24 protein-coding genes and 1 tRNA gene are annotated in these 23,648 nt (G+C 68.6%); 13 read left to right on the top strand and 12 right to left on the bottom strand.

Annotation, left to right across the window (positions count from 1 at the left end):
- Nucleotides 1-96: 96 nt before the first annotated feature.
- Nucleotides 97-528, top strand: a complete 432-nt coding sequence (locus tag RZ1_RS07100) for a type II toxin-antitoxin system Rv0910 family toxin (RefSeq protein WP_072810460.1) — start codon at nucleotides 97-99, stop codon at nucleotides 526-528.
- Nucleotides 529-531: 3 nt separating this feature from the next.
- Here the strand turns inward: RZ1_RS07100 and RZ1_RS07105 are convergent, their stop codons facing one another.
- Nucleotides 532-1,446: an ABC transporter substrate-binding protein gene (locus RZ1_RS07105; protein WP_238071809.1), complete on the bottom strand. Its 915-nt coding sequence runs from the start codon at nucleotides 1,444-1,446 to the stop codon at nucleotides 532-534.
- A gap of 68 nt (nucleotides 1,447-1,514) precedes the next feature.
- On the opposite strand from RZ1_RS07105, the gene RZ1_RS07110 reads away from it, so the two are divergent.
- The 4 genes from RZ1_RS07110 to mddA all read left to right on the top strand — a co-directional run bounded on the left by RZ1_RS07110 (nucleotide 1,515) and on the right by mddA (nucleotide 5,382).
- On the top strand, nucleotides 1,515-3,782 hold the full coding sequence (locus tag RZ1_RS07110) for an ATP-dependent DNA ligase (protein WP_072810461.1): 2,268 nt from the start codon (nucleotides 1,515-1,517) through the stop codon (nucleotides 3,780-3,782).
- Between the two features lie 45 nt (nucleotides 3,783-3,827).
- Nucleotides 3,828-4,202, top strand: coding sequence for a hypothetical protein (locus tag RZ1_RS07115; RefSeq protein ID WP_072810462.1), 375 nt, complete (start codon nucleotides 3,828-3,830; stop codon nucleotides 4,200-4,202).
- On the top strand, nucleotides 4,199-4,528 hold the full coding sequence (locus tag RZ1_RS07120; RefSeq protein WP_072810464.1) for a YnfA family protein: 330 nt from the start codon (nucleotides 4,199-4,201) through the stop codon (nucleotides 4,526-4,528). Before RZ1_RS07115 ends, RZ1_RS07120 begins: the two co-directional genes overlap by 4 nt.
- Nucleotides 4,529-4,599: 71 nt before the next feature.
- Entirely contained in the window at nucleotides 4,600-5,382 is a 783-nt protein-coding gene (gene mddA / locus RZ1_RS07125) for a methanethiol S-methyltransferase (protein ID WP_072810465.1), read from the top strand.
- A 17-nt stretch (nucleotides 5,383-5,399) separates the two neighbouring features.
- Here mddA and RZ1_RS07130 read toward each other — a convergent pair whose 3' ends face one another.
- From RZ1_RS07130 to RZ1_RS07140, 3 genes are all read right to left on the bottom strand, one after another.
- Entirely contained in the window at nucleotides 5,400-5,858 is a 459-nt protein-coding gene (locus RZ1_RS07130) for a hypothetical protein (RefSeq protein WP_072810467.1), read from the bottom strand.
- 101 nt (nucleotides 5,859-5,959) lie between these two features.
- On the bottom strand, nucleotides 5,960-6,748 hold the full coding sequence (locus RZ1_RS07135; RefSeq protein WP_072810469.1) for an amidohydrolase family protein: 789 nt from the start codon (nucleotides 6,746-6,748) through the stop codon (nucleotides 5,960-5,962).
- 56 nt (nucleotides 6,749-6,804) lie between these two features.
- Nucleotides 6,805-6,877, bottom strand: a tRNA-Arg gene (locus RZ1_RS07140).
- 240 nt (nucleotides 6,878-7,117) lie between these two features.
- Here RZ1_RS07140 and RZ1_RS07145 point away from each other — a divergent pair.
- The 4 genes from RZ1_RS07145 to RZ1_RS07160 all read left to right on the top strand — a co-directional run bounded on the left by RZ1_RS07145 (nucleotide 7,118) and on the right by RZ1_RS07160 (nucleotide 10,995).
- Nucleotides 7,118-7,954, top strand: coding sequence for a M23 family metallopeptidase (locus RZ1_RS07145; RefSeq protein WP_072810471.1), 837 nt, complete (start codon nucleotides 7,118-7,120; stop codon nucleotides 7,952-7,954).
- Between the two features lie 56 nt (nucleotides 7,955-8,010).
- Entirely contained in the window at nucleotides 8,011-9,522 is a 1,512-nt protein-coding gene (locus tag RZ1_RS07150) for a glutamate-cysteine ligase family protein (RefSeq protein WP_072810473.1), read from the top strand.
- 132 nt (nucleotides 9,523-9,654) lie between these two features.
- Nucleotides 9,655-9,903 (top strand): hypothetical protein, encoded by a 249-nt coding sequence (locus RZ1_RS07155; RefSeq protein ID WP_139281787.1) that lies wholly within the window; start codon nucleotides 9,655-9,657, stop codon nucleotides 9,901-9,903.
- 108 nt (nucleotides 9,904-10,011) lie between these two features.
- The gene (locus RZ1_RS07160; protein WP_083583562.1) at nucleotides 10,012-10,995 is read left to right on the top strand and encodes a tocopherol cyclase family protein; all 984 of its coding nucleotides are present in this window, start codon (nucleotides 10,012-10,014) and stop codon (nucleotides 10,993-10,995) included.
- A gap of 4 nt (nucleotides 10,996-10,999) precedes the next feature.
- On the opposite strand, the gene RZ1_RS07165 is transcribed toward RZ1_RS07160, so the two are convergent.
- From RZ1_RS07165 to RZ1_RS07175, 3 genes are all read right to left on the bottom strand, one after another.
- Complete coding sequence (locus RZ1_RS07165) at nucleotides 11,000-13,252, bottom strand: M28 family peptidase (RefSeq protein ID WP_072810476.1); 2,253 nt, start codon at nucleotides 13,250-13,252, stop codon at nucleotides 11,000-11,002.
- Nucleotides 13,253-13,327: 75 nt separating this feature from the next.
- The gene (locus RZ1_RS07170) at nucleotides 13,328-14,551 is read right to left on the bottom strand and encodes a globin domain-containing protein (protein WP_072810478.1); all 1,224 of its coding nucleotides are present in this window, start codon (nucleotides 14,549-14,551) and stop codon (nucleotides 13,328-13,330) included.
- A 55-nt stretch (nucleotides 14,552-14,606) separates the two neighbouring features.
- Nucleotides 14,607-15,047, bottom strand: coding sequence for an RrF2 family transcriptional regulator (locus tag RZ1_RS07175; RefSeq protein ID WP_072810664.1), 441 nt, complete (start codon nucleotides 15,045-15,047; stop codon nucleotides 14,607-14,609).
- A gap of 209 nt (nucleotides 15,048-15,256) precedes the next feature.
- Here RZ1_RS07175 and RZ1_RS07180 point away from each other — a divergent pair, with 209 nt between their 5' ends.
- From RZ1_RS07180 to RZ1_RS07190, 3 genes are all read left to right on the top strand, one after another.
- Entirely contained in the window at nucleotides 15,257-16,126 is an 870-nt protein-coding gene (locus RZ1_RS07180) for a universal stress protein (RefSeq protein WP_072810480.1), read from the top strand.
- A gap of 74 nt (nucleotides 16,127-16,200) precedes the next feature.
- A complete protein-coding gene (locus RZ1_RS07185) occupies nucleotides 16,201-17,241 on the top strand; it encodes an LLM class F420-dependent oxidoreductase (protein WP_072810482.1) in 1,041 nt (346 codons plus the stop codon).
- A 34-nt stretch (nucleotides 17,242-17,275) separates the two neighbouring features.
- Nucleotides 17,276-18,178 carry a universal stress protein gene (locus RZ1_RS07190; RefSeq protein WP_072810484.1) on the top strand — a complete coding sequence of 301 codons (903 nt, stop codon included), beginning with the start codon at nucleotides 17,276-17,278 and terminating at the stop codon, nucleotides 18,176-18,178.
- 89 nt (nucleotides 18,179-18,267) lie between these two features.
- On the opposite strand, the gene RZ1_RS07195 is transcribed toward RZ1_RS07190, so the two are convergent.
- The 3 genes from RZ1_RS07195 to RZ1_RS07205 are packed head-to-tail and all read right to left on the bottom strand — an operon-like array spanning nucleotide 18,268 to nucleotide 20,408.
- The gene (locus RZ1_RS07195) at nucleotides 18,268-18,519 is read right to left on the bottom strand and encodes a hypothetical protein (protein ID WP_371304424.1); all 252 of its coding nucleotides are present in this window, start codon (nucleotides 18,517-18,519) and stop codon (nucleotides 18,268-18,270) included.
- Nucleotides 18,516-19,463, bottom strand: a complete 948-nt coding sequence (locus tag RZ1_RS07200) for an acyl-ACP desaturase (protein ID WP_072810486.1) — start codon at nucleotides 19,461-19,463, stop codon at nucleotides 18,516-18,518. The genes RZ1_RS07195 and RZ1_RS07200 overlap by 4 nt, the downstream gene beginning before the upstream one ends.
- Before the next feature lie 21 nt (nucleotides 19,464-19,484).
- On the bottom strand, nucleotides 19,485-20,408 hold the full coding sequence (locus RZ1_RS07205; protein ID WP_072810487.1) for a nitroreductase family protein: 924 nt from the start codon (nucleotides 20,406-20,408) through the stop codon (nucleotides 19,485-19,487).
- 185 nt (nucleotides 20,409-20,593) lie between these two features.
- Between RZ1_RS07205 and RZ1_RS07210 the strand changes: the two genes are divergently transcribed.
- Entirely contained in the window at nucleotides 20,594-21,241 is a 648-nt protein-coding gene (locus RZ1_RS07210; protein WP_068161518.1) for a response regulator transcription factor, read from the top strand.
- 86 nt (nucleotides 21,242-21,327) lie between these two features.
- Here RZ1_RS07210 and RZ1_RS07215 read toward each other — a convergent pair whose 3' ends face one another.
- Nucleotides 21,328-22,986: a sensor histidine kinase gene (locus tag RZ1_RS07215; RefSeq protein ID WP_072810489.1), complete on the bottom strand. Its 1,659-nt coding sequence runs from the start codon at nucleotides 22,984-22,986 to the stop codon at nucleotides 21,328-21,330.
- Nucleotides 22,983-23,627: an alpha/beta hydrolase family protein gene (locus tag RZ1_RS07220; RefSeq protein ID WP_174565172.1), complete on the bottom strand. Its 645-nt coding sequence runs from the start codon at nucleotides 23,625-23,627 to the stop codon at nucleotides 22,983-22,985. Before RZ1_RS07220 ends, RZ1_RS07215 begins: the two co-directional genes overlap by 4 nt.
- Nucleotides 23,628-23,648 lie beyond the last annotated feature (21 nt).

The raw sequence follows: 23,648 nt of genomic DNA on the forward strand, positions 1-23,648 counted from the left end.
AGCGCATGTCCGTACTACTGCGAGACCTGCCGACACAAAAGTCGAGCCCGTGAACCGGGCTACCCTGCGGGCGGATCGGTGTCTACGCTTCCGCGCATGGCGAAACTCGAGGTAACCACCCGCGTCCAGCTCGATCCGGAACAGATCTGGGCCACCGTGTCGAATCTGCACCGATTCGACGAGTGGCTCATCATCCACGACGGCTGGCGCAGCGACCTACCCGAGCAGCTCACGATCGGCACGACCGCCGAATCCGTGGTGTCCGTCAAGGGATTGCGCAACCGGGTCGCGTGGAAGGTGGAGGAGATCGACGCCCCTCGTCATCTCGTGCTGCGGGGAAGCGGCAAGGGCGGAACGAAATTCCGGATGGTGCTTACGGTCGCCGGAACCACGGGCAGATCGGACCTCTCGATGCAGATCGACCTCGGTGGGGCTCCGCTGTTCGGGCCGATCGGTTCCGGCGTCGCCCGGACCCTGCGGGGCGATCTCGAAGCATCGCTGAGGAAATTCGCCGAACTCTACGGCTGACAACTATTCGAGGACGGGGGCTCCGGCGCTTCCGGCGAGCCATTGTGCCGCGAACGCGTCGAGCGTCCCGTCACCGTAGAGGCCGTCGATCGCGGCCGACACGCACGGTGTGAGCGAACTGCCCTTCTCGAGCACCATTCCGAAGAACTCGGTGACCTCGTTGGGTCGGGGGAACTGGCCGACGAGCACCGTGCCGGGCATCTGTTCGATGATCTCGAAACCGGTCGGCAGATCCACCACGATCCCGTCGACGGACCTGCCCGCGAGGGCCGCCTTCGCGTCGTCGGTGGTTTCGAAAGCGACGGGTTCGGCGGCGGCGTGGATGGTGTCGGTGATCGCGGACAAACTTGTCGAACTCTGCTGCGCACCGAGTTTCATCCCCGACAGATCCGCCAGTGACGTGGCGGCGGCCGCGGGACTGCCCTGCCGCGCCACGATCGCCTGACCGACCGCGTAGTACGGGGTCGACAGGTCCACCGCCTCGCGGCGGGTGTCGACGATCGTGACCTGCCCGAGCGTCACGTCGAAGGACTTCGCTCCGGGCGCGATCGCATCGTTGAAACCGACCCGTTCGAATCGGACCTGCGCCGGGGTGTAACCGAGTCTTTCCGCGACCGCGGCAGCCACCGCACCTTCGTAGCCCTGGCGGTTGGCGGGATCGTTGTCGACGAACCACGGCGCATAGGCGGGATCGTCGGTGGCGACGACGAGCACGCCGTCGGCGCGGGTGGTACCCGAGCCTGGGCCGCAGTCGTCGACCGCATCGGTGGGCGGGATCCGGGTCACCGCCGGGGCGATGGACGATGTGGTGGACGTGGCGGGTGGGTTCGATTCCGTCGAGGCGGTGCAGGCGGCCAGGATCACTGCGGCGGCAACGACCATCGGCGCGGCACGCGCGCATCGCAGCAGGGACGACACGCGGGCAATACTGCCGTCCCCGGTCGGATCCAGCAAGATCAGCGCGGACGATTGGGCACAATGGGGTGATGCCGACCCGCACGTTCGGGGACAGTCGCCTGAAGCTGACCAACCTCGACAAGGTGCTCTACCCGCGCACCGGCACCACCAAGGGCGAGGTGATCGACTACTACGTGGCGATCGCCGACGCGATGCTGCCCCACGTCGCCGGACGAGCAGGCACTCGCAAGCGCTGGCCGAACGGCGTCGACGACCAGGCGTTCTTCGAGAAGAATCTGGCGGCGCACGCCCCGAGCTGGCTCGACCGCCGGACGCTGCACCACAAGCAGCGCACGGTCACCTACCCGCTGTTCGATTCGGCCGCGTCCCTCGCGTGGCTCGGGCAACAGGCCGCGCTGGAACTGCATGTTCCGCAGTGGCGTTTCGCCGCGAACACCCAGGGCGCCGCCACCCGCATCGTGTTCGATCTCGATCCCGGTGAGGGTGTCGCACTGTCCGAATGTGCGCGGGTGGCGCGTCTTGTGCGCGACACCGTCGCCGAACTGGGATGGACAGCGTATCCGGTGACGAGCGGCAGCAAGGGAATTCATCTCTACGTCCCCTTGGAGCGGCCGTTGCAGTCGGGCGGTGCTTCGACCGTGGCGCGGACCGTCGCGACCAACCTCGAGAAACTGTACCCCGACCTGGTGACCGCGACGATGGCGAAAGCCGCTCGCGGAGGACGGGTCTTCCTCGACTGGAGCCAGAACAACGCCGCCAAGACGACGGTCGCGCCGTATTCGTTGCGCGGTCGCGACCAGCCGTGGGTGGCGGCACCGCGCACCTGGGACGAACTCGACGATCCCGGACTGTCCCAGTTGCGGTTCGATCAGGTGCTCGCCCGCGTCGAGGCCGGCGGGGATCTGCTCGCGGAATTGGATCCGCCGCTGCCGGTGCAGGATCGGGCGGACATGCTGGCCGAGTACCGCGGCAAACGCGATGCGTCACGGACCCCCGAACCGGTGCCGGACGCGGTCGCAGCCGGGGGACCGGGCGACCGATTCGTGATCCAGGAACACCGGGCCCGGCGGCTGCACTACGACCTGCGGCTCGAACGCGACGGGGTGCTGGCGTCGTGGGCGGTGCCGAAGAACCTGCCCGACGAACCCGGCCGCAACCACCTGGCCGTCCGCACCGAGGACCACCCGCTCGAATACCTGACGTTCCACGGCACCATCCCCAAGGGTGAGTACGGCGCCGGCACGATGACCGTGTGGGACACCGGGACCTATGTCGCGGAGAAATGGCGGGACGACGAGGTCATCGTGCAGCTGCAGGGCCGCCGCCTGCAGGGTCGCTACGCCCTGATCCGCACCGAGGGCACCCAGTGGCTCGCGCACCTGATGAAAGACCAGGCGCCGTCGGGGGCCGGGCCGTTTCCCCGCGACCTCGCGCCCATGCTCGCAACTCTCGGCGACGTGACCGACCTCGACGAACGGGACTGGGCGTTCGAGGGCAAATGGGACGGCATCCGCGCCGTCGTCGAGGTCCACGACGGCGGTGTGCGCATCCGGTCGCGGTCCGGCCGCGACATCACTGCGGAGTATCCGTCGCTCGGGATCCTCGCGCAGGTCCTCGACGGCCACGACGCGGTCCTCGACGGCGAGATCGTCGCCTTCGACCCGCACCAGGTCACGAGCTTCCCGCTGCTGCAATCCGGTGGCCGACCCGCCTTCCTCGCGTTCGACATCCTCTATCTCGACGGGGTGTCCCTGCTGCGCAAGCCGTACAGCGACCGCAGACGGGTGCTCGAACTGCTCGGTGCGGCCGCGCCCGGACTGCAGGTGCCGGACACGTTGTCCGGCAACGCAACCGAGGCACTCGCGCAGAGCATCGACCGCGGATGGGAGGGGGTGGTCGCCAAGCGGCGCGATTCGGTGTATCTGCCGGGCAAGCGCGGCACCGCCTGGATCAAGGCGAAGAACTGGCTCACCCAGGAGGTCGTCGTCGCGGGGTACCGGCCCGGTCAGGGAGTCCGGTCGGGCACCTTCGGTGCGCTGCTGCTCGGGGTGTACGAGGGCGACGACCTCGTGTTCGTGGGACGTGTCGGCTCCGGGTTCGACGACCGGACCCTCACCATGCTCACCGCGTCGCTCCAGCGGTTGCGGCGGCGCACCTCGCCGTTCGCGGAGCACATCCCCACCGCCGACGCGCGCGGCGCGGTCTGGGTGACGCCGCGACTCGTCGGGGAAGTGCGTTTCCAGTCGTGGACGGACGGCGGTCGGCTGCGGCACCCGATCTGGCGGGGGCTGCGCGACGACATCGAAGCCTCCGACGTGCGGCGCGCCGATTCCTGACGGGCCGTTTCGGCTTCCCCTGCTAACGTTTTCGAATTGGTTCGGATGCTCGGGAGGGACGAAGGTGGCCGACGATTCCGGGACATCCGTCCGCGCCATCGCGATCCTCGACTGCAGGACCCCGCCCTGGTGGAGGAGGTGACGGCCGCGCGCCGTCACGGCGTGGAGGTCTTCCTGCTCGACGACCACGGCATGGACGGAGCCGAACCAGCTGTGCAGGAACGGGTTCGAGGGGCGGTTGCCGATGAGCTCGCCGCCGTGGCCGACGGCTCCGTCACCGTCCGGGTACTTCCTCCCGGACGCGCGGCGATGGTGTCCGTGCTGGTGAGCGGAGATGTGGTGTGCGGAGATACGGTGCGTCGTGCGGAGTTCGGACCGGACGGCCATCGGCGGAAGGGACCCGTAGGGTCTTCGGCGTGACCGTCACCAAATCGCTTGTCCTGTTCGCCGTTGCCGCGCTGTTCGAGATCGGCGGCGCCTGGCTCGTGTGGCAGGGTGTGCGGGAGCACCGCGGCTGGATCTGGGTCGGTGCCGGTGTCCTCGCGCTCGGTGCCTACGGATTCGTCGCGACCTTGCAGCCCGACGCCAACTTCGGCCGGATCCTGGCGGCCTACGGCGGGGTGTTCGTCGCCGGTTCCCTGCTGTGGGGGATGGTGATGGACGGGTTCCGACCCGATCGATGGGATATTGCGGGTGCTCTGGTGTGCCTGATCGGCGTGGGACTGATCATGTACAGCCCACGCTGAGCGGCAGGGGGCCGAAACATCCACCCCCGGGTACCTATCCGGGATGCACGCGAGTGCAGAGACTCGACCGCATGACAATTCACACCACCTCACGCCTGTCCCGCACCCTCATGACCGGATACGGCATGCTCGCGTACGGCGCGTTCGTCGTCGTATTCCTTTACGCCATCGGATGGGTCGAAGGACTGGTCGTCCCCCGCACCATCGACGAGGGGCCTACCGCGCCTACCGCGGTCGCTGTCCTCGTCGACCTTGCGCTGCTGTCGATATTCGCGGTCCAGCACTCGGTGATGGCCCGGCCCTGGTTCAAACGCCGATGGACCCGTCTCGTACCACCACCGATCGAACGCGCCACCTACGTCCTGTGCGCGACTGCCGCACTCGCGCTGGTGATGTGGCAGTGGCGTCCGTTGCCGCAGCAGGTGTGGGACGTCGAGACGCCGTGGCTACGCGTCGTCCTGTATGTCGTCTCGCTCGGCGGGTTCGCGCTGGTGCTCACGTCGACGTTCGCGATCGACCACTTCGACCTGTTCGGTGTCCGCCAGGTGATCCGCAATCAGCTCGGAATGCCCGCTGCAACAGTGGAGTTCCTCACGCCGCGGCTGTACCGGATCGTGCGGCACCCGCTGTACGCAGGTTTCCTGATCGCGTTCTGGGTGGCGCCCACGATGTCCGTCGGAGGACTGATGTTCGCCGCGGTCACCACCGTGTACGTCCTCGTCGCCGTGCAGTTCGAGGAACACGACCTCATCGGCACCTTCGGGGACCGGTACCGCATCTATCGCACCCAGGTGCCGATGCTCGTGCCACGCCGACGCCGCATGTCACCGGTGCGTGAACTCAGCCGACCGTAATCTCCAGGACTGCGATCTCAGGGGACGACGATCATCCCGGTTGCCGGTGTCGAGTTGCAGACCGGTCCACTGGCCAGGCTCACCGAGCCGAACACGGTGGTCAGCACGTTGCCCGACCCGGTCTTCGCGACACCCGACAGGTTGGGGTAGGTGCCGGTCAGGTCGGTGAGCCCGGCCTGACCGGTGTCGCGGTTCAGCCAGGCCACCGTGACCTGACCTGCCGCGGGCATCGGTCCCAGCGCGGGTGCGCTCGAGAACAACACTTCCCCGGCGCCGATGGCCGGTGAAGCTTCGGGGCCGGGCTGCGCGGTGATGGCCGAGACCGACGCGAGGCTGCCCTGATTGAGGCAGCCGATCGTGACGGCGGTCCCCAGACCCTGAGGTGGGGCTGCGGCCGCGACGCCGGTGAAGAGCACGGCAGCCGCAACCGGCGCCGCAGTGGCAAGGATTCGACGGGTGATTCGCAGGGCGCTCATGCTGCTGCTTCCTCGAAAGTTGATGTCACGTCCGGGCGTCCACCACTGCGCTCCCCGAAGCGCTCGCGGCGCGTCCCGCGCACCGTTTGACTCGATCGAGTCTATCGACCGGTTTCGACGCCGGGGTTGTTTTTGTGATCTTGGCGCCGTCGAGTGATCCGGTAGAACGCTGTCGCGTTGCCGGACAGGGCTGCCGCGCCGAGTTCCGGCCCGAGCGCGTCGACGACCAGCGCGACGTCCTCGTCGTCGAACGGGCGCGGCGCCCGCGTCGACGGCAGGTCCGTTCCGAACATCAGTGCCGACGGATTCGCGGCGGCGACGGCACGCAACGCGGACGGGACGTCGAAGTCGACGCGCCCGAACCCGGTGGCCTTGACCCGGATCCCTCGGTCGACGAGTTTCAGCAGATGGGGGAGTCCCTCCGAGGACAATCCAAGGTGATCGATGCTCACCGCGGGCAGGTGTTCGATCGTGGCGGCGAGATCCGGCAGGTCCCGGGCGTCGACATACAGTTCGGCATGCCACCCGGCGACGTCGTGGACGCGGCGCGCGAGGGAGTCGAGTTCGGTGATCGATGCCGAGCCGCCCCGCCGGACGTTGAACCGGACCGCGCGGACCCCGGCCGCATCGAGCCGGACGATCTCGTCGTCGGCGACCGACGCCGGAAGCTGGGTCACCCCGACGAACCCCGGACCGAGCACCCGCAGCGCGTCGAGCAGGTAGCTCTGGTCGAAACCCTGGAACGATCCCGACACCACGGCGCCGCCGGTCACGCCGAGGGCAGCGACCCGCCTGAGGTAGTCGTGGGCGGTGAACGCGGGCGGCAGGTATCCGTCGTTCTCGATCAGCGGAAAACGCGGATCGATGATGTGCAGGTGGGCGTCGAACACGACGCGACGGTAGTGCAGTCGCGACGGTAGTGCAGTCGCGACGGTGGTGCCGGGAGTGCCCTCGGCAGGATTCGAACCTGCGACACCGGCTTTAGGAGAGCCGTGCTCTATCCCCTGAGCTACGAGGGCGTTGCGGGGGCGCGGGTGTGAGTGTAGCGGTCTGCGGAGCGAATGCTGTGACGCGGTCGATCCGCGCACCTGCATCGCGTGTGAGGACCGGCCTACGAAACCGGCGGGTCGGTACGATTCCCGCTCCTCGAGATAAAGGAAACGTAACGGTAGCGGTCGGCGATATCGTTTTGTTACCTTGAATCGCCAGGAACGGCCGGGGCATCCGGACGGGAAACGGACGAAGACGGGGTAGCAACTGTGGGACGGCACCAGCGTGGGCGCGACGAGGCTGCGGCATTCGAGTTCGACCTCTCCGGCACGGCCGCGGAGCGAGGCCGACACCGTGTCGAGCCCACCGGGCCGTCGGTTCCGGTGAAGGCCGCAACGGTTGCCGCTGCGACGGGCGCCTTCTTCGCCGTCGGCGCTCAGCTCGCCGCCGGCACGGCCGCGGCCGCCCCGGCTCCGTCCCAGGCCGGTGCGCTGCCGTTCGAGGTTCCCGAGGGCCTGCTTCCCGCCGGCTTCGAGATCCCCGTGGTCCCGGGCATCACCGCCCCCGTCGACGACCACGGCCAGGAAGCCGCGCACGACCATGCGCACGGCCCCGAGCTTCCCGCCCCGCTCGCCGACCTCGTCGATCGGTTCGGCAGCGCCGGCCAGTGGCTGAACGACCTGAACCCGATCGCGCCGTCGACGGTGCAGCCGGTGTCGGGCACGCTCACCTCCGAATTCGGTCCCCGATGGGGCGCGCACCACGGCGGCATCGACATCGCCGCACCGATCGGCACCCCGATCAAGTCCGCTGCCGACGGCACCGTCCTCGACGCCGGTCCGGCCTCCGGTTACGGCCAGTGGGTGCGTGTGCTCAACGACGACGGCAGCACCGCCGTCTACGGCCACGTCGAGTCCTACCAGGTCGCCGCGGGCCAGCGGGTGAGCGCGGGCGACCAGATCGCCACCGTCGGCAACCGCGGCTGGTCCACCGGCCCACACCTGCACTTCGAGGTGTGGGATCAGAACGGCACCAAGACCGATCCGAACGCCTGGCTGAACAACCGCGGTGTCGTCACCGACTGGAGCAGCTACCGCGCCGTCTGACCCGATCCGGGGATAGGCTGTACGTTCGTCGGCTACCGAGATCGAACGGGGGCGTCATGGGTGCCGAGCTCAACGTACGGTCCTTCACCCGCGACGATCGCCGCCAGTTCCGCCGCAAGGTGCAGGCCTGCGTGTCCGTGCTCGACCGCATGCTGCGCGACGACGCGTTCATCGACGTGCAGGAGCCGCCGGAGCCGCAGCTCGGCATGGAGATCGAGTTCAATCTCGTGCGCGACGACATGGCGCCGGCGATGTCGAATCTCGAGGTCCTGCAGGCCATCGACGACTCGTCGGTGTTCCAGACCGAGCTCGGGCAGTTCAATGTCGAGATGAATGTCGCACCGGGCCCGTTGACCGGCGACGCCACCATCGAACTCGAAGAGAAACTCCGGCAGTCGCTGCGGCGCGCCGACGAGCGCATGCACCGGCAGAACGCCCAGCTCGTCATGGTCGGGATGCTGCCGACGCTCGAACTCGACCATCTGGGCCGGGAATGGATCACGGCCAATCCCCGGTACGAGGCACTCAACGAGCAGATCTTCGCGGCACGCGGCGAGGACATCGAACTCGACCTCGACGGGGTGCCGATGCCGGGCACCGACATCGTCGAACAACTACGGGCGGATACCAATTCGGTGGTGCCGGAGGCGGCGTGTACATCGCTGCAGCTCCATCTGCGGGTGGCGCCGAAGGAGTTCGCCGCGCACTGGAACGCCGCACAGTGTCTCGCCGGCGTGCAGGTCGCGCTGGCGGCGAATTCACCGTTCCTGGCAGGGAAGTCGCTGTGGCACGAGAGCCGGATTCCGTTGTTCGCGCAGGCCACCGACACTCGCACGCTCGAACTCAAGAACCAGGGAGTACGTCCCCGGGTGTGGTTCGGGGAGCGGTGGATCGACTCGGTGATCGATCTGTTCCAGGAGAATTCGCGATACTTTCCGGCGTTGTTGCCGGAGGTATCCGACGCCGACCCGGAAGCGGACCTGGATGCGGGCCGGGTACCGGAACTGCGTGAGCTGCAGATGCACAACGGCACCATCTACCGGTGGAACCGCCCGGTCTACGACATCGCCGACGGTCACCCCCACCTGCGCGTCGAGAACCGCGTGTTGCCTGCGGGGCCGACCCTGCTCGACATGATGGCGAACGCCGCGTTCTATTACGGTGCGCTGCGGGGACTCGTCGACGCCGAACAGCCCCTGTGGCACCGGATGAGTTTCGATGCGGCACAAGAGAATCTGAGCATCGGAGCGAAGTACGGATTGGATGCGCGGCTGTACTGGCCGGGGCTGGGCTGGATCGGGGCGGACGAGCTGGTGCTGCGTCGGCTGCTGCCGCTGGCGCACGAGGGACTCGAGGCATACGGGCTGTCGTCCCGGGCCAGGGACCGTTACCTCGGCATCATCGAACAGCGCTGCCTGAACCGCCGGACGGGTGCGGCGTGGCAGCGCGAGCAGGTTGCCCGGCGGGAGGCGGCCGGCGCGGATCGGCGAACCGCGCTCACCGAGATGATGCGTGACTACGTGCACAACATGGCCGAGGGCCGGCCCGTGCACGAATGGAGCGCCTAGTCCGGCTCCGTCGCCGGATCGTCCTGGGGAGCCTCTTGACCGCCCGAAAGGACTCACGGGTGCCGGCGCAGGCCCGAGAACATGTGCAGGATCACCGTTTCCAATTCCCGTGACGCAGACTCGGCTTCGTCGGTGCCGGCGAGGGATTTCGCGGCACCGGACAGGCGGCGTCTGCTCGACCACAACTCGCCGCGCGGCGGCCCGACTCCGACCCGCGCCGCCGAAGATGTGCGGATCGAGGCATCGGGAGGCGATGGCGGGCCGTTGCAGCCGTGGAGTGCGAATGCCGGGGGAGTAGCGGGGCCGAGCGGCGTCGGAGCCGAGGTCGGAGCACTGCTGATTCTGCTCATGGTCGCGTTCGTTCTGTGGTTGCTGTACTGAGTGTGGTCTTGCGGCGGATACAGCATGTGAGGACCCTGATGATGAGGCCGGCGTAGGCTGCGCTCCGCCTGGAACGGCAGCTGTTCACTGCGAGACAGGAGGCAGGCAATGAAGATCGAGAGCAGCCTGCGCGACCCGGACGTGCTCAACCATGCGCAGTACGACGGCCGGAAACCCGGCGGCCACTACGAAAGCTTCTACCAGCGTGCGAATCACCCGACCCGACCGCTCGCCTTCTGGATCCGCTACACCGTATTTGTTCCCGGGGGCAGACCCGAAGACGCAATCGGTGAATTGTGGTTCGTGTTCTTCGACGGTGAATCGGGCGACCACGCCGTGATGAAGGAGGAGATACCGATCGATCGGTGCTCGTTCTCCACCACGTCGTTCGATGTCCGGATCGGTGATGCGGTGCTCACGCCCGGAAGGCTCGTCGGCGGCGGAACGTCCGGGAACGTGCGATTCGACTGGGATCTTTCGTACACGTCCTCGCAGGATCCGATCTTCCTGCAGTCCCGACGCGCCTACTCGTGGAAGTTTCCGAAGGCCAAGAGCCTCGTCGCGCATCCGCTCGCGGTGTTCAACGGTTTCCTCGATGTGGGCGACCGGGCGATCCCGGTGAACGGCTGGGTCGGCAGCCAGAACCACAATTGGGGCTCGGCGCACACCGACAAGTACGCGTTCGCCCAGGTCGCCGGCTTCGACGACGATCCGGATGCCTTCCTCGAGATCGCCACCGCGCAGGTGAAGATCGGACCGCTGCGCACACCCCCGGCGACCATGCTGGTCCTGCGCGCACACGGCCGCGAATACGACATGTCTTCGTTGGTCCGCGCGCTGCGCAATCGCGGCACGTATTCGTCGGGCGAATGGCGGTTCGACGCCGCGAACGACCAGGCCCGCATCACCGGCACGGTGTCCGCACCGGACGATGCGTTCGTCGACCTCACGTACTACAACCCGCCGGGCGGAACCAAGCACTGCCGCAACACCAAGATCGGTCGTTGTGAAATCGAGGTGCACGACAAGACAGACGGACGCAGATTCCGGCTGACCACCGAGCACCGGGCGCTGTTCGAAATCCTCTCGTAGCGCGTCAGCGCCCCACGGTGCGCACCACGACGACGGTCGGGCCGACGACCACTTTGCCGGGCGGCGGCGAGTAGCCGGGGACGACGGTGAGATCACCGGTCACATCGGCGACGCGCACCTCGACTTCCTCGGCGGGGCCTGAGGCGTCGAGATCCAGGCGGACCTCGATGCCGTCCGGGTTCTCGGTGGTGAACAGGAACCCGAAGTTCGCGCCCGGGTCGACGGGTGCGCCGTCGACGGTCGCCTCGCGCACGGTCGCTCCGTCGACCCACAAACCCAGGGTGGGTGCGCCGCGTGGAGAGGAAAGGCGCACCTGCAGCACGCGTCCGCCGTCGATCGGCGTGTCGTCGAGTACCTCGACCCGCGGGGGCGCGAGTGGTGCGACCGGTGCGGGACCGTGCGCGAGCGAAGTGTCCGGACGCCAAGGGAATTGCGTGGGCAACGGTGCGGGGGACTCGGTGAGCAGGGCGGAGCTCCAGTCGGAGCGCGGCCGATCCGGGGAAGCCCACACGGCCTGGCCGCGGTCGGCGTCGAGCGAGTAGAACACCTCTTCCTGCCGCGGTGCGGTCGCGCCGTCGCGGTTGGTGTAGCCACCGAGCAGCGTGCACGCGACCACTGCGAACACGGTGGTCACCGCGATCGGGACCGCGCCCTCGCCGGGCAGCAGCGGCGCGGTCAGCGGCAGCAGCACCGCGAACAGCACCGCGACGAACGCACCGGCGAGCGGTGCCCCGAACGTCAGGCCGGCGTCGAACGAGGCGAGTACCGCCGGGACGGTGACGAGGGCGGCCGGCAGGAGTCCCGCGACCACCGCGACGACCCGCCACCGTGACCACCGCTGGGGAAGCGCCTCGGCGACGAGCACTCCGAGCACGGCGGGCAGCGCCGGCAGCACAAGCGGCGTCGCGATCCCCAGAAACGGCAGTCCGGCCAGGGCGACGACGGTGACGACCACCAGTGCACCGACCGCGAATGCCGGAGCGCCGAGTCGTCGACGCACCGCCACGTACACGGCGGTGAGCACCCCGATCGCGGCGACGACCGCGGCGAGCTGATAGAAGCCGGGCCGATACGGTTCGCCGATCGGTACGGAACCCAGACCGGGGACGGCCCGCTGTGACAGCCACCAGGGCAGGAAGGCAGCGGCTCCCGCGGCCACCGCGGCGACCAGCGCCACCGCGGCCGCACCGGCGATCCGCCCGGCGGACGCGTCGCGGCGTCGGATCCGGACCACGGCGAGCGCCGCGACCGCGACGGCCAGCGCGAGGGTCAGGGCCACTTCCACCCACCGCGGGTAACGCAGCAGACCCCACGGTGTGGTGCCGACGATGTCGGTTCCCGCGTCGAGCGCGGTCAGGTCCGTCGCGGTGAGGGTTCGTGCGGTCGCGAGGGCGACATCGCCCATCTGCTGCAGCGACGATCGGCTCAGCCGATCGGGTGTGTCGAGGGGCGTGTGGTAGTAGGCGCTGCCACCGGCGATCGCGGTGTCGTAGCCGTGGAGGCCGGCCTCGTCGAATCGACGGAAGTCGGTGTCGTTCGGCAGTGCTTCGAACGCGGTCTGCGTGAACGAGTCGGCGAGTGCGCCGGGTGCCTGCGACAGGATGCGGATCAGGTCTGCGTTGGGGGAGGAGATCCGGAATGTCAGGGGTGTCCCGGCGTTGCCGCGTGCCTCGTGGTTGAGCACCACCATCGGGCCCGGAAACGGTGGCGGCTCCGCGGTGAACAGTTGGGCGCCGAGCAGGCCACGTTCCTCACCGTCGGTGAGCAGCACCACGACGTTGTTGCGGGGCCGGTCGCCGTCGGTCAGTGCGCGGGCCGCCTCGAGGGCGGTGCCGACCCCGATGCCGTCGTCGGAAGCGCCGGGTGACGCGGTCACGGTGTCGTAGTGCGCGGCCAGGACGACGGTCCCGGTGGGATCCGTGCCGGGCAGCGTCGCGACGATGTTGCGGAGCCGGGCGCCGCGCCGGGTGTCCGAATCCGTCGGCGAGTACCAGCCGATGCCCTCCTGCACGGTGGTGTCCCAGCCGAGGTCGTCGAGGGTGCGGACCAGGTATTCGCGTGCCGCGGTGTGGCCGGGTGAGGCGAGCGGTCGCGGTGTCGCGGCGACGACGTCGATGTGTGCGGCCGCGCGTGCTGCGCTGAATTCGGCGGCGGGAGCATCCGTGCCGACCGGCGTGGCCGGATCGGGGACCACCACCGCCCCGATCCCGACGAGGAGAACGACGAGCAAGCCCAGCACGTTCGGCAGGCGGTCCATGCTGGGAGCGTAACGGAGGGAACGGCCGTACCCCCGGGCGCGAGGCCCAGGGGTACGGCCGTCACGGGGGGACCGTCAGGAAGCGGGCGACCAGCTGTCCGGACCGAAGACCTCGTAGTGGATGTTCTCGGCCGGGACGTTGCGCTCGATCAGGGCCTCGCGCATCGACAGCATGAACGGCAGCGGACCGCACAGGTACGCCTGGGTATCGGGCTCGAGCGGGAGGTCGCTCAGCTCGGCACGGCCCAGGCGGACCGTCGCGAGCGGCTGGCGGGCACCGAGATCCTCGTACCAGCGGTGCACCTCGGCGCCGGGGATGCGTTCGACGAGCGTCGCCAGCTCGTGGCGGTGTGCGTGGTTTGCGGCGGAACGGTCCGCGTGGAGCACCGAGATCCGGCGGGAATCACCGGTTTCCGCGAGATGCGAGAGCATGCCGATCATCGGGGTGCAGCCGATGCCTGCCGACGCGAGGAACAGCGGGGCGTCGTTCTCGGTGAGTACCAGGTCGCCGAACGGGGTGGTCACCTGCAGCTCGTCGCCTTCGAAGACGTTCTCGAACAGGAAGTTCGAGACCTCGCCGGCGGGGGCGACGGTGCCGTCCTCGGTGGGATGCGCGAGCACACGCTTGACGGTGATACGCCAGTCCCCCTGCGACGGCGCACTCGACAGGCTGTACTGGCGGATCTGGCGGGCGCCGTCGGCGAGCTTGACCCCGACCGAAAGATACTGTCCGGCGCGGAATCCGGGCAGCGGAGCACCGTCGAGCGAGGTGAGGACGAAGGAGACGGTGTCCGCGGACTGGTGAATGCGGTCGGCGACGCGCACGGTGCGCCACACGTCACCGGGGGCGACTCCGGCGGACTTGTAGAGGTCGTCCTCGAGCTTGATCAGGGTGTTGGCCATCAGCCAGTACACCTCGTCCCAGGCTGCCGCTACCTCGGGAGTGACTGCTTCACCGAGGACTTCGACGATCGCCTCGAAGAGGTGCTTGTGCACGATCCAGTACTCGTCGGGCTTGATGCCGAGGGAGGCGTGCTTGTGGGCGATGCGGGACAGGATTGCCTCGACGCGGGCCGGGTCGGGATCGAGCTGCAGGGTCGCGAACGCCGCGATGGAGCCGGCCAGCGCCTTCTGCTGTTCGCCCTGCTGCTGGTTGCCGCGGTTGAACAGGTCGCGTTCGAGCTCGGGATGCGCGGCGAACATCTTCTTGTAGAACAAGGGTGTGATGTCACCGATGGCAGCGCCCACGGCGGGCAGCGTTGCCTGGATGACTTCCTTGGATTCGGGGGAGAGCGGCATCGTCGGGCTCCGTTCTAGAGGGTTCGGGGGGAAGGGTTCGGTTTGTCGTGCTTTTTCAGACGGCGGGGCGGGTCAGGTTCAGCAGTACGGGTTGTCGTTGCGCTGTAGCGAGATCCGCGATCGTGACGGAGTCGAGTGCGGCGTAGAACGACTCCTGGGCGTCGCGCAGCACCTTGCGCAGGCTGCAGCCGGACCGCAACGGGCACGGCTTTCCCCCTTCGCAGTCGACGACCTCCTCGTCGCCTTCGAGTTGCCGGGCCAGCCATCCGATGGATGCGGTCCGGCCGAGTTCGGTGATCGTCAGGCCCCCGCCGCGTCCGCGGCGGGCGGTGACGACTCCGAGCTCACTCAGGCGGGCAACCACCTTGGTGGTGTGTGCATAGGACAGGTTCAGTTGCTCGGCAACGAGTTTCGTGCTGGGTGAGCTGTCCGCTGCGGTGGCTGCCAGGTGCATGACAACTCTCAGTCCGAGATCGGTGAACTGGGTGAGTTGCATGAACACACACTAGATAATTTGCATCGGAAATGACAATTTAATGTGACCCAGATCGCACAGCCCGGCGACGCCGGTCTCCATCGTGCCGCACCGCGCGTGCCGCCGCCAGAGAAGGCCGAGCCCGATACCGCGGGGACCAAAGTCCGTACCCGGGGTCGATTCGGCGGGTTAGCCTCTGGATCGTGAACCCTCCCCAAGTCAACAATCAGATGATCGTCGGTGTGGACGGATCACCCGACTCCACATCGGCGGTGCGGTGGGCCGCCACGACCGCGGCCGCTCGCGACCTTCCGCTCCGGATCGTCCACGTCATCGACTTCTCGCCGACCGGCTACGCCGGCGCGCCGTACATCGAATCCGCGAAGGTCTTCGAATGGGCCGAGGAGGACGGGCGGGTCATGCTGTCCGATGCCGTCGCCGTCGCGCGCGCGGTCGCACCGGACCTGACGATCGAGACCTCCCTCGTGCCGGCCGGCGGGTCGCACTGGTTCGTGGAGCAGTCCGGCCGGGCCCGCATGATCGTGCTCGGCGCGTCCGGAAGCGGACGGATCGGCCAGGCCCTGCTCGGTTCCACCCCGGTCGTCGTCGCCAGCCACGGACGCTGCCCGGTCGTGGTCGTGCGTGGTGACGCACCCGACGCGACCGCGCCCGTCGTCGTGGGTGTGGACGGCAGCGCGGTCAGCGAACGTGCCGTCGCCGCCGCGTTCGAGGAGGCCGCGCTGCGCGAGGTCCCGCTCGTCGCCGTCCACGTCTGGAGCGACGTCAAGGTGGGCACCTTCTCCGGGATCGACCGCGCCGAGTTCCTCGACCCGCGGGCCTTCGAGGAGAGCGAGCAGGTGTTGCTCGCCGAACGCCTGAGCGGATATTGCGAGCGGTACCCCGATGTGGTCGTGCATCGCGAGGTCTACCTCGACGGGCCGCGCGCGCACCTGCAGGCATGGAGCGAGAAGGCGCAACTCGTCGTCGTCGGCAGCCGCGGGCGCGGTGGCTTCACCGGCCTGCTGCTCGGCTCCACCAGCAACGGTCTGATCCGGGATGCGCAGTGCCCGGTGATGGTGGTCCGTCCCGAGTCGGCCTGAGTTCGTGGCGGTAGGGTTCGGGTGCACGGTGTCGACGAGTGCCCTCCCGGGCGCCGCAGGATTGGGGATGATGCATGCGCATCGGAATGGGTTTGAACTACAGCGGCGGGTTCGCCCAGACGGCGGCCGAGGTCGCCGATCTGGAACGGGCCGGTCTCGACATCATCTTCGTCCCGGAGGCCTATTCGTTCGACGCGGTCAGCCAGCTCGGTTACCTCGCCGCGAAGACCACCCGGCTCGAACTGGCATCCGGCATCTTCCAGCTGTACACCCGAACCCCCAGCCTGACCGCGATGACCGCGGCCGGTCTGGACTTCGTCTCCGACGGCCGCTTCGTCATGGGTATCGGCGCTTCGGGCCCCCAGGTCATCGAGGGTTTCCACGGCGTCCCCTATGACGCCCCGCTCGGCCGCACCCGCGAGATCGTCGACATCTGCCGGCAGGTGTGGCGCCGCGAGAAGGTCCAGCACCAGGGCAGGTACTACCAGATTCCGTTGCCCGCCGATCGCGGCACCGGACTGGGCAAGCCGCTCAAGCTCATCAATCAGCCGGTGCGCGAACGCATCCCGATCGTCATCGCGTCGCTCGGCCCGAAGAACGTCGCGATGACCGCCGAGATCGCCGAGGGCTGGGAGCCGATCTTCTACTACCCGGAGAAGGCCGCCGAGGTGTGGGGCGACGCCCTCGCCACGGGCAAGGCCAAGCGCGATCCCTCGCTGGGCGAACTGCAGATCTACACGACGCCGGCGCTGGCCATCGGCGACGACGTCGACCACATGCTCGAGTGGGTCAAGCCGCACCTCGCGCTGTACATCGGCGGCATGGGTGCCAAGGGCAAGAACTTCTACAACGACCTCGCCGTCCGCTACGGCTTCGCGAAGGAAGCCGAAGCCATCCAGGACCTCTACCTGGCCGGAAAGAAGCAGGAAGCCGCCGCCGCGGTGCCCGACGAGCTGGTGCGCGCCGTGTCGCTCATCGGCCCGGAAGGATATGTCCGTGAACGCGTCGCCGCATTCGCCGAATCGGGTGTCACCACCCTGTCGGTGAGCCCGCTCGCCGCCGACGGCGCCGGCCGCATCCGACTGATCGAGCAACTCCGCGCGATCTGCGACTGACACCCACCGCGCCAACACCGAGAAGGGGACACAGATGAGCGATCCCAAACCGATCGTCGTGGCCGTCGACGGATCGGATGCGGCAGCCGCCGCCGTGATCTGGGCGGCACGAACCGCCGCGGCCCGCGCCCTGCCGCTGCACATCGTCACCGTTGTGCACGTGCCGTCGTTCTACTATTCCGAGCCCTACCTGGCGCAGAGCTTCCACCAGGAGATGAAGGACACCGCGCGGGCGCGACTCGACAACTCCGCGGTCCTGGCGCGGCAGACCGCGGAGGAGATCGGCCCCCTCAAGGTGACCACCGCGCAGGCCGAAGGAAAGGTCGCGCAGACGCTCGTCGACCTGTCCGCCCAAGCCGCGCAGATCGTCCTCGGATCGCGTGGTCTCGGTGAAGTGAAGGGTCTGCTGATCGGTTCGGTGACGCTCGCGGTGGCCGCGCACTCGCACGCGCCGGTCGCAGTGGTGCGTGGGCGCACCCTCGACGGTGCGCCGCCCGCCGAGGGGCCGGTCGTCGTCGGAATCGACGGTTCCGAGTCCTGCGAGGCCGCCGTCGCCGCCGCGTTCGAGGAGGCCGCGGCACGCCGGGCGACCCTCGTCGCCGTCAACGTGTGGAGCGACGTCAGCGTGCAGCCGTCCCTCGGCGCGGTGCCCGAGGACCCGCAGTGGAGCACCATCCAGACGGGGGAGGAAGTGGTACTCGCCGAACGCCTCGCCGGGTACCGCGAACGCTACCCCGACGTCGTGGTGGAACGGGTGGTCGCGCGGGACCGGCCGGTGCGGGTCCTGAGCGAATACGCCGAAACCGCACAGCTTCTCGTCGTCGGCACCCGTGGTCGCGGGGGATTCAAGGGCCTGCTTCTCGGATCGACCAGCAACGCGCTGATCCAGACCGCGGATTGCCCGGTGCTGGTGGTGCGCCCGTACGACGCGCAGTGACGAGGTGACGGTTCGGCCCCGCCGGTGTCGGCGGGGCCGAATCGAATCCCCTTGCCCAAAACCGGAATTGCCGGCTCCGCGCGGGCGACTCAGCCGAACTCGTCGAGCCCCCGCTCGCGCAGTTGCGCCCACACGTCCGCCGGATGCACGCCGCGGCGGATCGCGTCGTTCTCGATGAGTACCCCCAGCATCATCGACGTCAGATAGGCGACATCGTCGGCGTGCTCGGTCGCGTATCGCTCGCGCAGCCATCCGGATGTGTTCTGCTGCTTCGCCGTTCGTGCCATCTCGAGAACCGACCGGAACAGCTCGTCCGTCGGCTGCTCGGTCGGGGCGCTCACGCCGTGACCTCCTGCCCGCGTCGGGCCTGCCGGGCGAGCGCGCGGTCGCGGGACTCCTCGAACCGCACCGCCTGCGCCTCGAGGTCGACCAGGAACGTGTCGAGCTGCTCGCGCAGATCCTCACCGCGCGCACCGAAGTCGGTGCGTTCGAAGATCCGCCACTTGCGCAGCACCGGCTGCACGACCTCGTCGAGATGCTGACGCAGATCGTAGATTCCGCCCTTGGCGATGAGCACCGCGTTGCGCCGGAAGTTCGCCATCGAGGCACCCGGCATCTGAAAGTTGGTGAGCACCCGCACGACGGCGTGGAGTGCCTGATCGGGTGCGATGTCGAGGGCGCCTTCGACGATGTTGCGGTAGAACATCATGTGCAGGTTCTCGTCCGCGGCCACGCGTGCGAGCATCCGGTCCGCGATCGGATCACCGCACGCCTTGCCGGTGTTGCGATGGGAGACGCGGGTCGCCAGTTCCTGGAAGGTCACGTACGACACCGAATCGAGCATCGACGTGGCGCCGGGCGCGAACCCGTTCGTCATGTGTTCCATCCGCGCGTTCTCCAGCGCGACCGGATCGACACCGCGGGTGACCACCAGATAGTCCCGCATGACGACGGAATGCTTGTTCTCCTCGGCGGTCCACCGTCCGACCCACGTGCCCCACGCCCCGTCGAAACCGAAATGCTCGGCGATCTCACGGTGGTACGACGGCAGGTTGTCCTCGGTGAGCAGGTTGGTGATCATCGCGGCCTTCGCCGTCTCGCTGAGCGCGGACTGCTCCGGGTCCCAGTCGACGCCGCCCAGCGCCGCGAAGTTGCGGCCGTCGTCCCAGGGAACGTAGTCGTGCGGATGCCAGTCCTTCGCCATCGACAGGTGCCGGTTGACGTTGTCCTCGGCGACCGGTTCTAGTTCGCGGAGCAGCTCGATATCCGTGAGTTCTCGTGTCACAGTGCGAATCTCCTAAAGGTGTCAGTATCCGATGCGCATGATCAGTTGGGGCCGCCCCGGCAGCGCAAGCCGGTCGGCGAACCGCGCAGCCGAGTCTTCGACGCGCAGCGGGTGAGTGAGCACCGACGCCGAGAGCCGGGCGTCGACCGCGGCCAGCCAGGCACGTTCGGTGGCGATCCCCACCCGGATCAGATCGATCGGGTCGGCGGTGGCGGTGGAGAAGACCAGCACCGACTCCCGGTCGATCGCCTCGGCGAGTGCGGTGGTGTTGGGAATGCCGGTGGTCACCAGGGCCTTGCCGGCGGGGCCGTCCGCATCCAGCCCGGTGTTCCAATCGGTGACGATCTCGGTGGTGCCCTCGGGCTGCCAGTGCGACGTCCACGAGAACATCTCGCGCTGGTAGTGCGGATTGCGGCGGACTTCCTCCGCCGAATACGTCAGCGTCTCGGCGAGCACCGGCGCCTCGTCGGACGCCAGCAACCGCACCTGCACGCCGGGCACCTCGTCCACCGCGGCCATCACGTCTGCGAGGGTCGCCGCCGCCACGGGAATCCGCGCGAACGATTCACGGTGACTGCGGCGATGCGAGATCGCCGCATAGAACCTCAGGTCGGAACCCGTCGGGGGCCGCACCTCCACCGCGTCCACCCGCGCGATCATCTCGGGTCGTTCCGGATCCGGCAGCAACGTGGTGTGGGTGCGCCAGCCCAGGACACGGATGCCCAGTTCGAGGTTCGCCAGTGCGGTACCGCACGAGATCAGCCGGTCCGGCCGCAGCGGATCGAGACCCGGTTCAGCGAATTCGAGCCGTTCGTCGAGTTCCGCGGAACGGCCCGGCAGGCGCAGATTCCAGGGCTGGGTGTCGTGGATGGACGGTGCCTCGATGACAGCGCGGGCGATGATCTCGGTGTCGCCGGTTGTCCAGGTGTCGGTCGGGACGGTCATGGCGGTCTCCTCGTCTCGTCGGTCACCTCACGCAGGTCACGGGATGTTTCCACGAGGATCACCCGCCACCGGTGTTCCGCGCAGCGGGCGAAGGTCCCGAAACAGTCGTCGAACGGCCCCACGTCGGTACGGTTCTATGGAACTGGAACGATGGACCCCGACCGTGTGAAAGAAAGGTGGCGCCGATGCCTCGCGTGTTTCTCGTCGACGATCACGAAATCGTCCGGCGTGGTCTGGTCGACCTGTTGAGCAGCGTGCCGGATTTCACCGTCGTCGGAGAGGCGGCCTCGGTGGGGGAGGCACTGGCCCGCGTCCCTGGCAGCGGGGCGGAGGTGGCGGTGCTCGACGTGCGGTTGCCCGACGGCAACGGTGTGGAGCTGTGCCGCGAGCTGCGTGCGCGGATGCCGGAACTACGGGCCCTGATGCTCACCTCGTACGCCGACGACGAAGCGCTGTTCGATGCGATCATGGCGGGCGCGTCGGGGTTCGTGCTCAAGCAGATCCTCGGTACCGACCTGGTCTCGGCGATCCGGACGGTCGGGGAGGGCGGGTCGCTGCTCGACAGCCGCGCCACCGCCGCGCTCATGGACCGCATCCGCGCCTCCCGTACCGCCGATCCGCTGGCGGAGTTGTCCGAGCAGGAACGCGCCGTCTTCGAGCTCATCGGTGAGGGCCTGACCAACCGGGAGATCGCGGAACGACTGTTCCTGGCGGAGAAGACGATCAAGAACTACGTCTCGCGGCTGCTGTCGAAACTGGGCATGCAGCGGCGCACACAGGCCGCGGTGCTGGCGACCGAGCTGCGCAAGGAACGCGGGCACGGTCCCGCGTAAGGGGCTGTTTGCTCGGCCACGCGACAGCCGCGCGCTGAAGGCAGCGCGCGGCTGTCCGTCGGCCTTGCGGCCCTGAGGGGAACGCCTCAGAGCGGCACCGTCCACAGCACGCGGGTGCCGCCGTCCGGGCCGGGCCCGATGCTGCACACGCCCGCGCACTGCTCGGCGCGGCGTTCCAGATTCGCCAGACCGCTGCGACGCGGGGTCGCGGGCAAACCCGTTCCGTTGTCGACGATCTCGATGGAGAAGCTGTCGTCGGCGGTCACCGCGACGGTGATCTTGTCGGACTGCGAATGCCGCAGCGCGTTGCTCAGGCCCTCCCGCAGCACCGCCTCGGCGTGCGGGTGGATCCGGTCGGGGACGAGCGTGTCGATCGGCCCGACGAACTGCACGTTCGGGGCGACCGTCGAATGGATGCTCAGGTCGCCGACCGCGTCGAGCAGTCGCCGTCGCAGGCTCGTCGACGCCGCGGCCCCCGTGGTGTGCAGATCGAAGATCGTGGTCCGGATCTCGCGCACCGTCCGGTCCAGCTGCTCCACGGCATGCTGGACCACCGCGGCGACGCGCTGCGGGTCGGCGCCGGGCACCATCGAACTCTGCAGGCTCATGCCCGTCGCGAACAGACGCTGAATCACATTGTCGTGCAGGTCCTGTGCGATCCGGTCGCGATCGGCGAGGACGTCGAGCAGGCGTTGTTTACGTTGCTGCTCGGCGAATTCGAGCGCCACCGCAGCGAGATTCGCCATCGATTCGAGACGCGCCACGTCCTCGCCGTCCCACGGGTCGGTGCCGGGCGCACGCGTCACGATCAGCACGCCGGTGCCGGTGGAGGTCGCCGACAACGGCAGCACCACCGCGCTGCCCGCGCTGCCCGCACCCGCCGACGGCAACCCTGCCAGGGAATCGGTGAGCACCGGACGCCGCGATCGGAGCGCTTCCAGCACAGGCGAATCGGTGAGATCGATCCGGACCTGACCGGTCGCCGGTGCCGTGGGCGACGCGGCGCGCACAGTGCCGTGGGAGCCGTCGACGAGGACGACGAAAGCGCCGGCGCCGCGCGCGAGATCGCGGACCTGGCCGGTGAGCGACCCGAGCGTCTCGTCCACCGACCCGCCGACAAGCAGGCGCGCGTTGATCGAGGCCATCGCCGCGAGCCACCGTTCTCGGGTGAGCGACCCCTCGAACAACCGGGCGTTGTCCACGGCCATGCCCGCGGAGGTCGCGAGAACCTTGAGAATGACCTCGTCCTCCTCGGTGAACGCCGGTGCGCCCAGCTTCTCGGTGAGGTAGATGCTGCCGAACACCTTGCCGCGGATCATGATCGGCGTACCGAGGAAGCTCTTCATCGGCGGATGGTTCGGTGGGAAACCGATCGATGCGGGGTGCGTCGAGAGATCCGCCAGCCGCACCGGTCGCGGATCGTTGATGAGCAACCCGAGGATGCCGCGGCCCTCCGGCAGATGACCCATGTGGCCGCGCTGCGCGGGATTGATGCCCTCGTACACGAATTCGGACAGGCCGCCGTCCGCGGCGCGGACACCGAGCGCGCCGTAGCGGGCGTCGAGCAGCGACACCGCGGTCTGCACGATCCGCTGCAGCATCGAATCGAGTTCGAGTCCCGAACCCACCACCAGCACCGCCTCGAGCAGGCCCCGTAGCGTCGCCGGGTCGGTTTGGGCGTCGTCCAGCCGGCTGCGCAGTTCGGACAGCAGGCTGTCGATCGCGGAGTCCGTCGCGTCGCTCATCGTGTACCTTCCAGCAATTTCAGCACCGCGGCGACCGCCGCATCCGACGGATCGGACTTCGCGCGGCTCAGGTCGTGGCCGGCGGCCGGCACCTCGACGAGCGCGGTCGCCGCCGGGATCAGCGCGGCCGCGTCACGCAGTTCGTCGACCGTTCCGAACGGGTCGCGGACGCCGTGCACGAACACCGTGGGCACCGCGATGTCCGGCAGATGCTCGGTGCGGGCCCTCTCCGGCTTGCCCGGCGGGTGCAGCGGATACGACACCAGCACCAGCGCGTCGGCCACCCGCGGTTGCTCTGCGGCGAGCATCGACGTCTGGCGCCCGCCGTAGGAGACGCCGCCGAGCAGCAGCGGACCGGCGGTGCGGTTGTTCAGCAGAGCCGCGGCAGCGGCGACGCCGGTGCGGTCCTCGGCGGCCCGCGACGGTTGCGGCGGACCCTTCGGATTGCGCCTCCGGAACGGAAGGTCGTAACGCAACGCGAGGAACCCGTGCTCGGTGAAGCGGTCGCACATGCGCCGGAGGATCGCCGCATCGCTGGTGCCACCGGCACCGTGGGTCACCGCGATCGCGCCGCGCGGCGGTCCGTCGGGAACATGCAGCCTGCCGTGCACCGTCTCGGTGTCCACCAGTTCGACGCTCACACCCGATACCGTAGTCGCACC

Source organism: Rhodococcus zopfii NBRC 100606 = JCM 9919 (assembly GCF_001895025.1).
Classification (GTDB): Bacteria; Actinomycetota; Actinomycetes; order Mycobacteriales; family Mycobacteriaceae; genus Rhodococcus; species Rhodococcus zopfii.

What these genes read in the sequence shown, in the direction of transcription:
- RZ1_RS07175 (WP_072810664.1), bottom strand. Translation starts at nt 15,047, where the DNA reads ATGCAACTCACCCAGTTCACCGATCTCGGACTGAGAGTTGTCATGCAC.
- RZ1_RS07130 (WP_072810467.1), bottom strand. Translation starts at nt 5,858, where the DNA reads ATGAGCGCCCTGCGAATCACCCGTCGAATCCTTGCCACTGCGGCGCCG.
- RZ1_RS07160 (WP_083583562.1), top strand. Translation starts at nt 10,012, where the DNA reads ATGAAGATCGAGAGCAGCCTGCGCGACCCGGACGTGCTCAACCATGCG.
- RZ1_RS07110 (WP_072810461.1), top strand. Translation starts at nt 1,515, where the DNA reads ATGCCGACCCGCACGTTCGGGGACAGTCGCCTGAAGCTGACCAACCTC.
- RZ1_RS07205 (WP_072810487.1), bottom strand. Translation starts at nt 20,408, where the DNA reads ATGACCGTCCCGACCGACACCTGGACAACCGGCGACACCGAGATCATC.
- RZ1_RS07190 (WP_072810484.1), top strand. Translation starts at nt 17,276, where the DNA reads ATGAGCGATCCCAAACCGATCGTCGTGGCCGTCGACGGATCGGATGCG.
- RZ1_RS07115 (WP_072810462.1), top strand. Translation starts at nt 3,828, where the DNA reads ATGCTCGGGAGGGACGAAGGTGGCCGACGATTCCGGGACATCCGTCCG.
- RZ1_RS07165 (WP_072810476.1), bottom strand. Translation starts at nt 13,252, where the DNA reads ATGGACCGCCTGCCGAACGTGCTGGGCTTGCTCGTCGTTCTCCTCGTC.
- RZ1_RS07210 (WP_068161518.1), top strand. Translation starts at nt 20,594, where the DNA reads ATGCCTCGCGTGTTTCTCGTCGACGATCACGAAATCGTCCGGCGTGGT.
- RZ1_RS07100 (WP_072810460.1), top strand. Translation starts at nt 97, where the DNA reads ATGGCGAAACTCGAGGTAACCACCCGCGTCCAGCTCGATCCGGAACAG.
- RZ1_RS07180 (WP_072810480.1), top strand. Translation starts at nt 15,257, where the DNA reads ATGATCGTCGGTGTGGACGGATCACCCGACTCCACATCGGCGGTGCGG.
- RZ1_RS07170 (WP_072810478.1), bottom strand. Translation starts at nt 14,551, where the DNA reads ATGCCGCTCTCCCCCGAATCCAAGGAAGTCATCCAGGCAACGCTGCCC.
- RZ1_RS07150 (WP_072810473.1), top strand. Translation starts at nt 8,011, where the DNA reads ATGGGTGCCGAGCTCAACGTACGGTCCTTCACCCGCGACGATCGCCGC.
- RZ1_RS07185 (WP_072810482.1), top strand. Translation starts at nt 16,201, where the DNA reads ATGCGCATCGGAATGGGTTTGAACTACAGCGGCGGGTTCGCCCAGACG.
- RZ1_RS07215 (WP_072810489.1), bottom strand. Translation starts at nt 22,986, where the DNA reads ATGAGCGACGCGACGGACTCCGCGATCGACAGCCTGCTGTCCGAACTG.
- mddA (WP_072810465.1), top strand. Translation starts at nt 4,600, where the DNA reads ATGACAATTCACACCACCTCACGCCTGTCCCGCACCCTCATGACCGGA.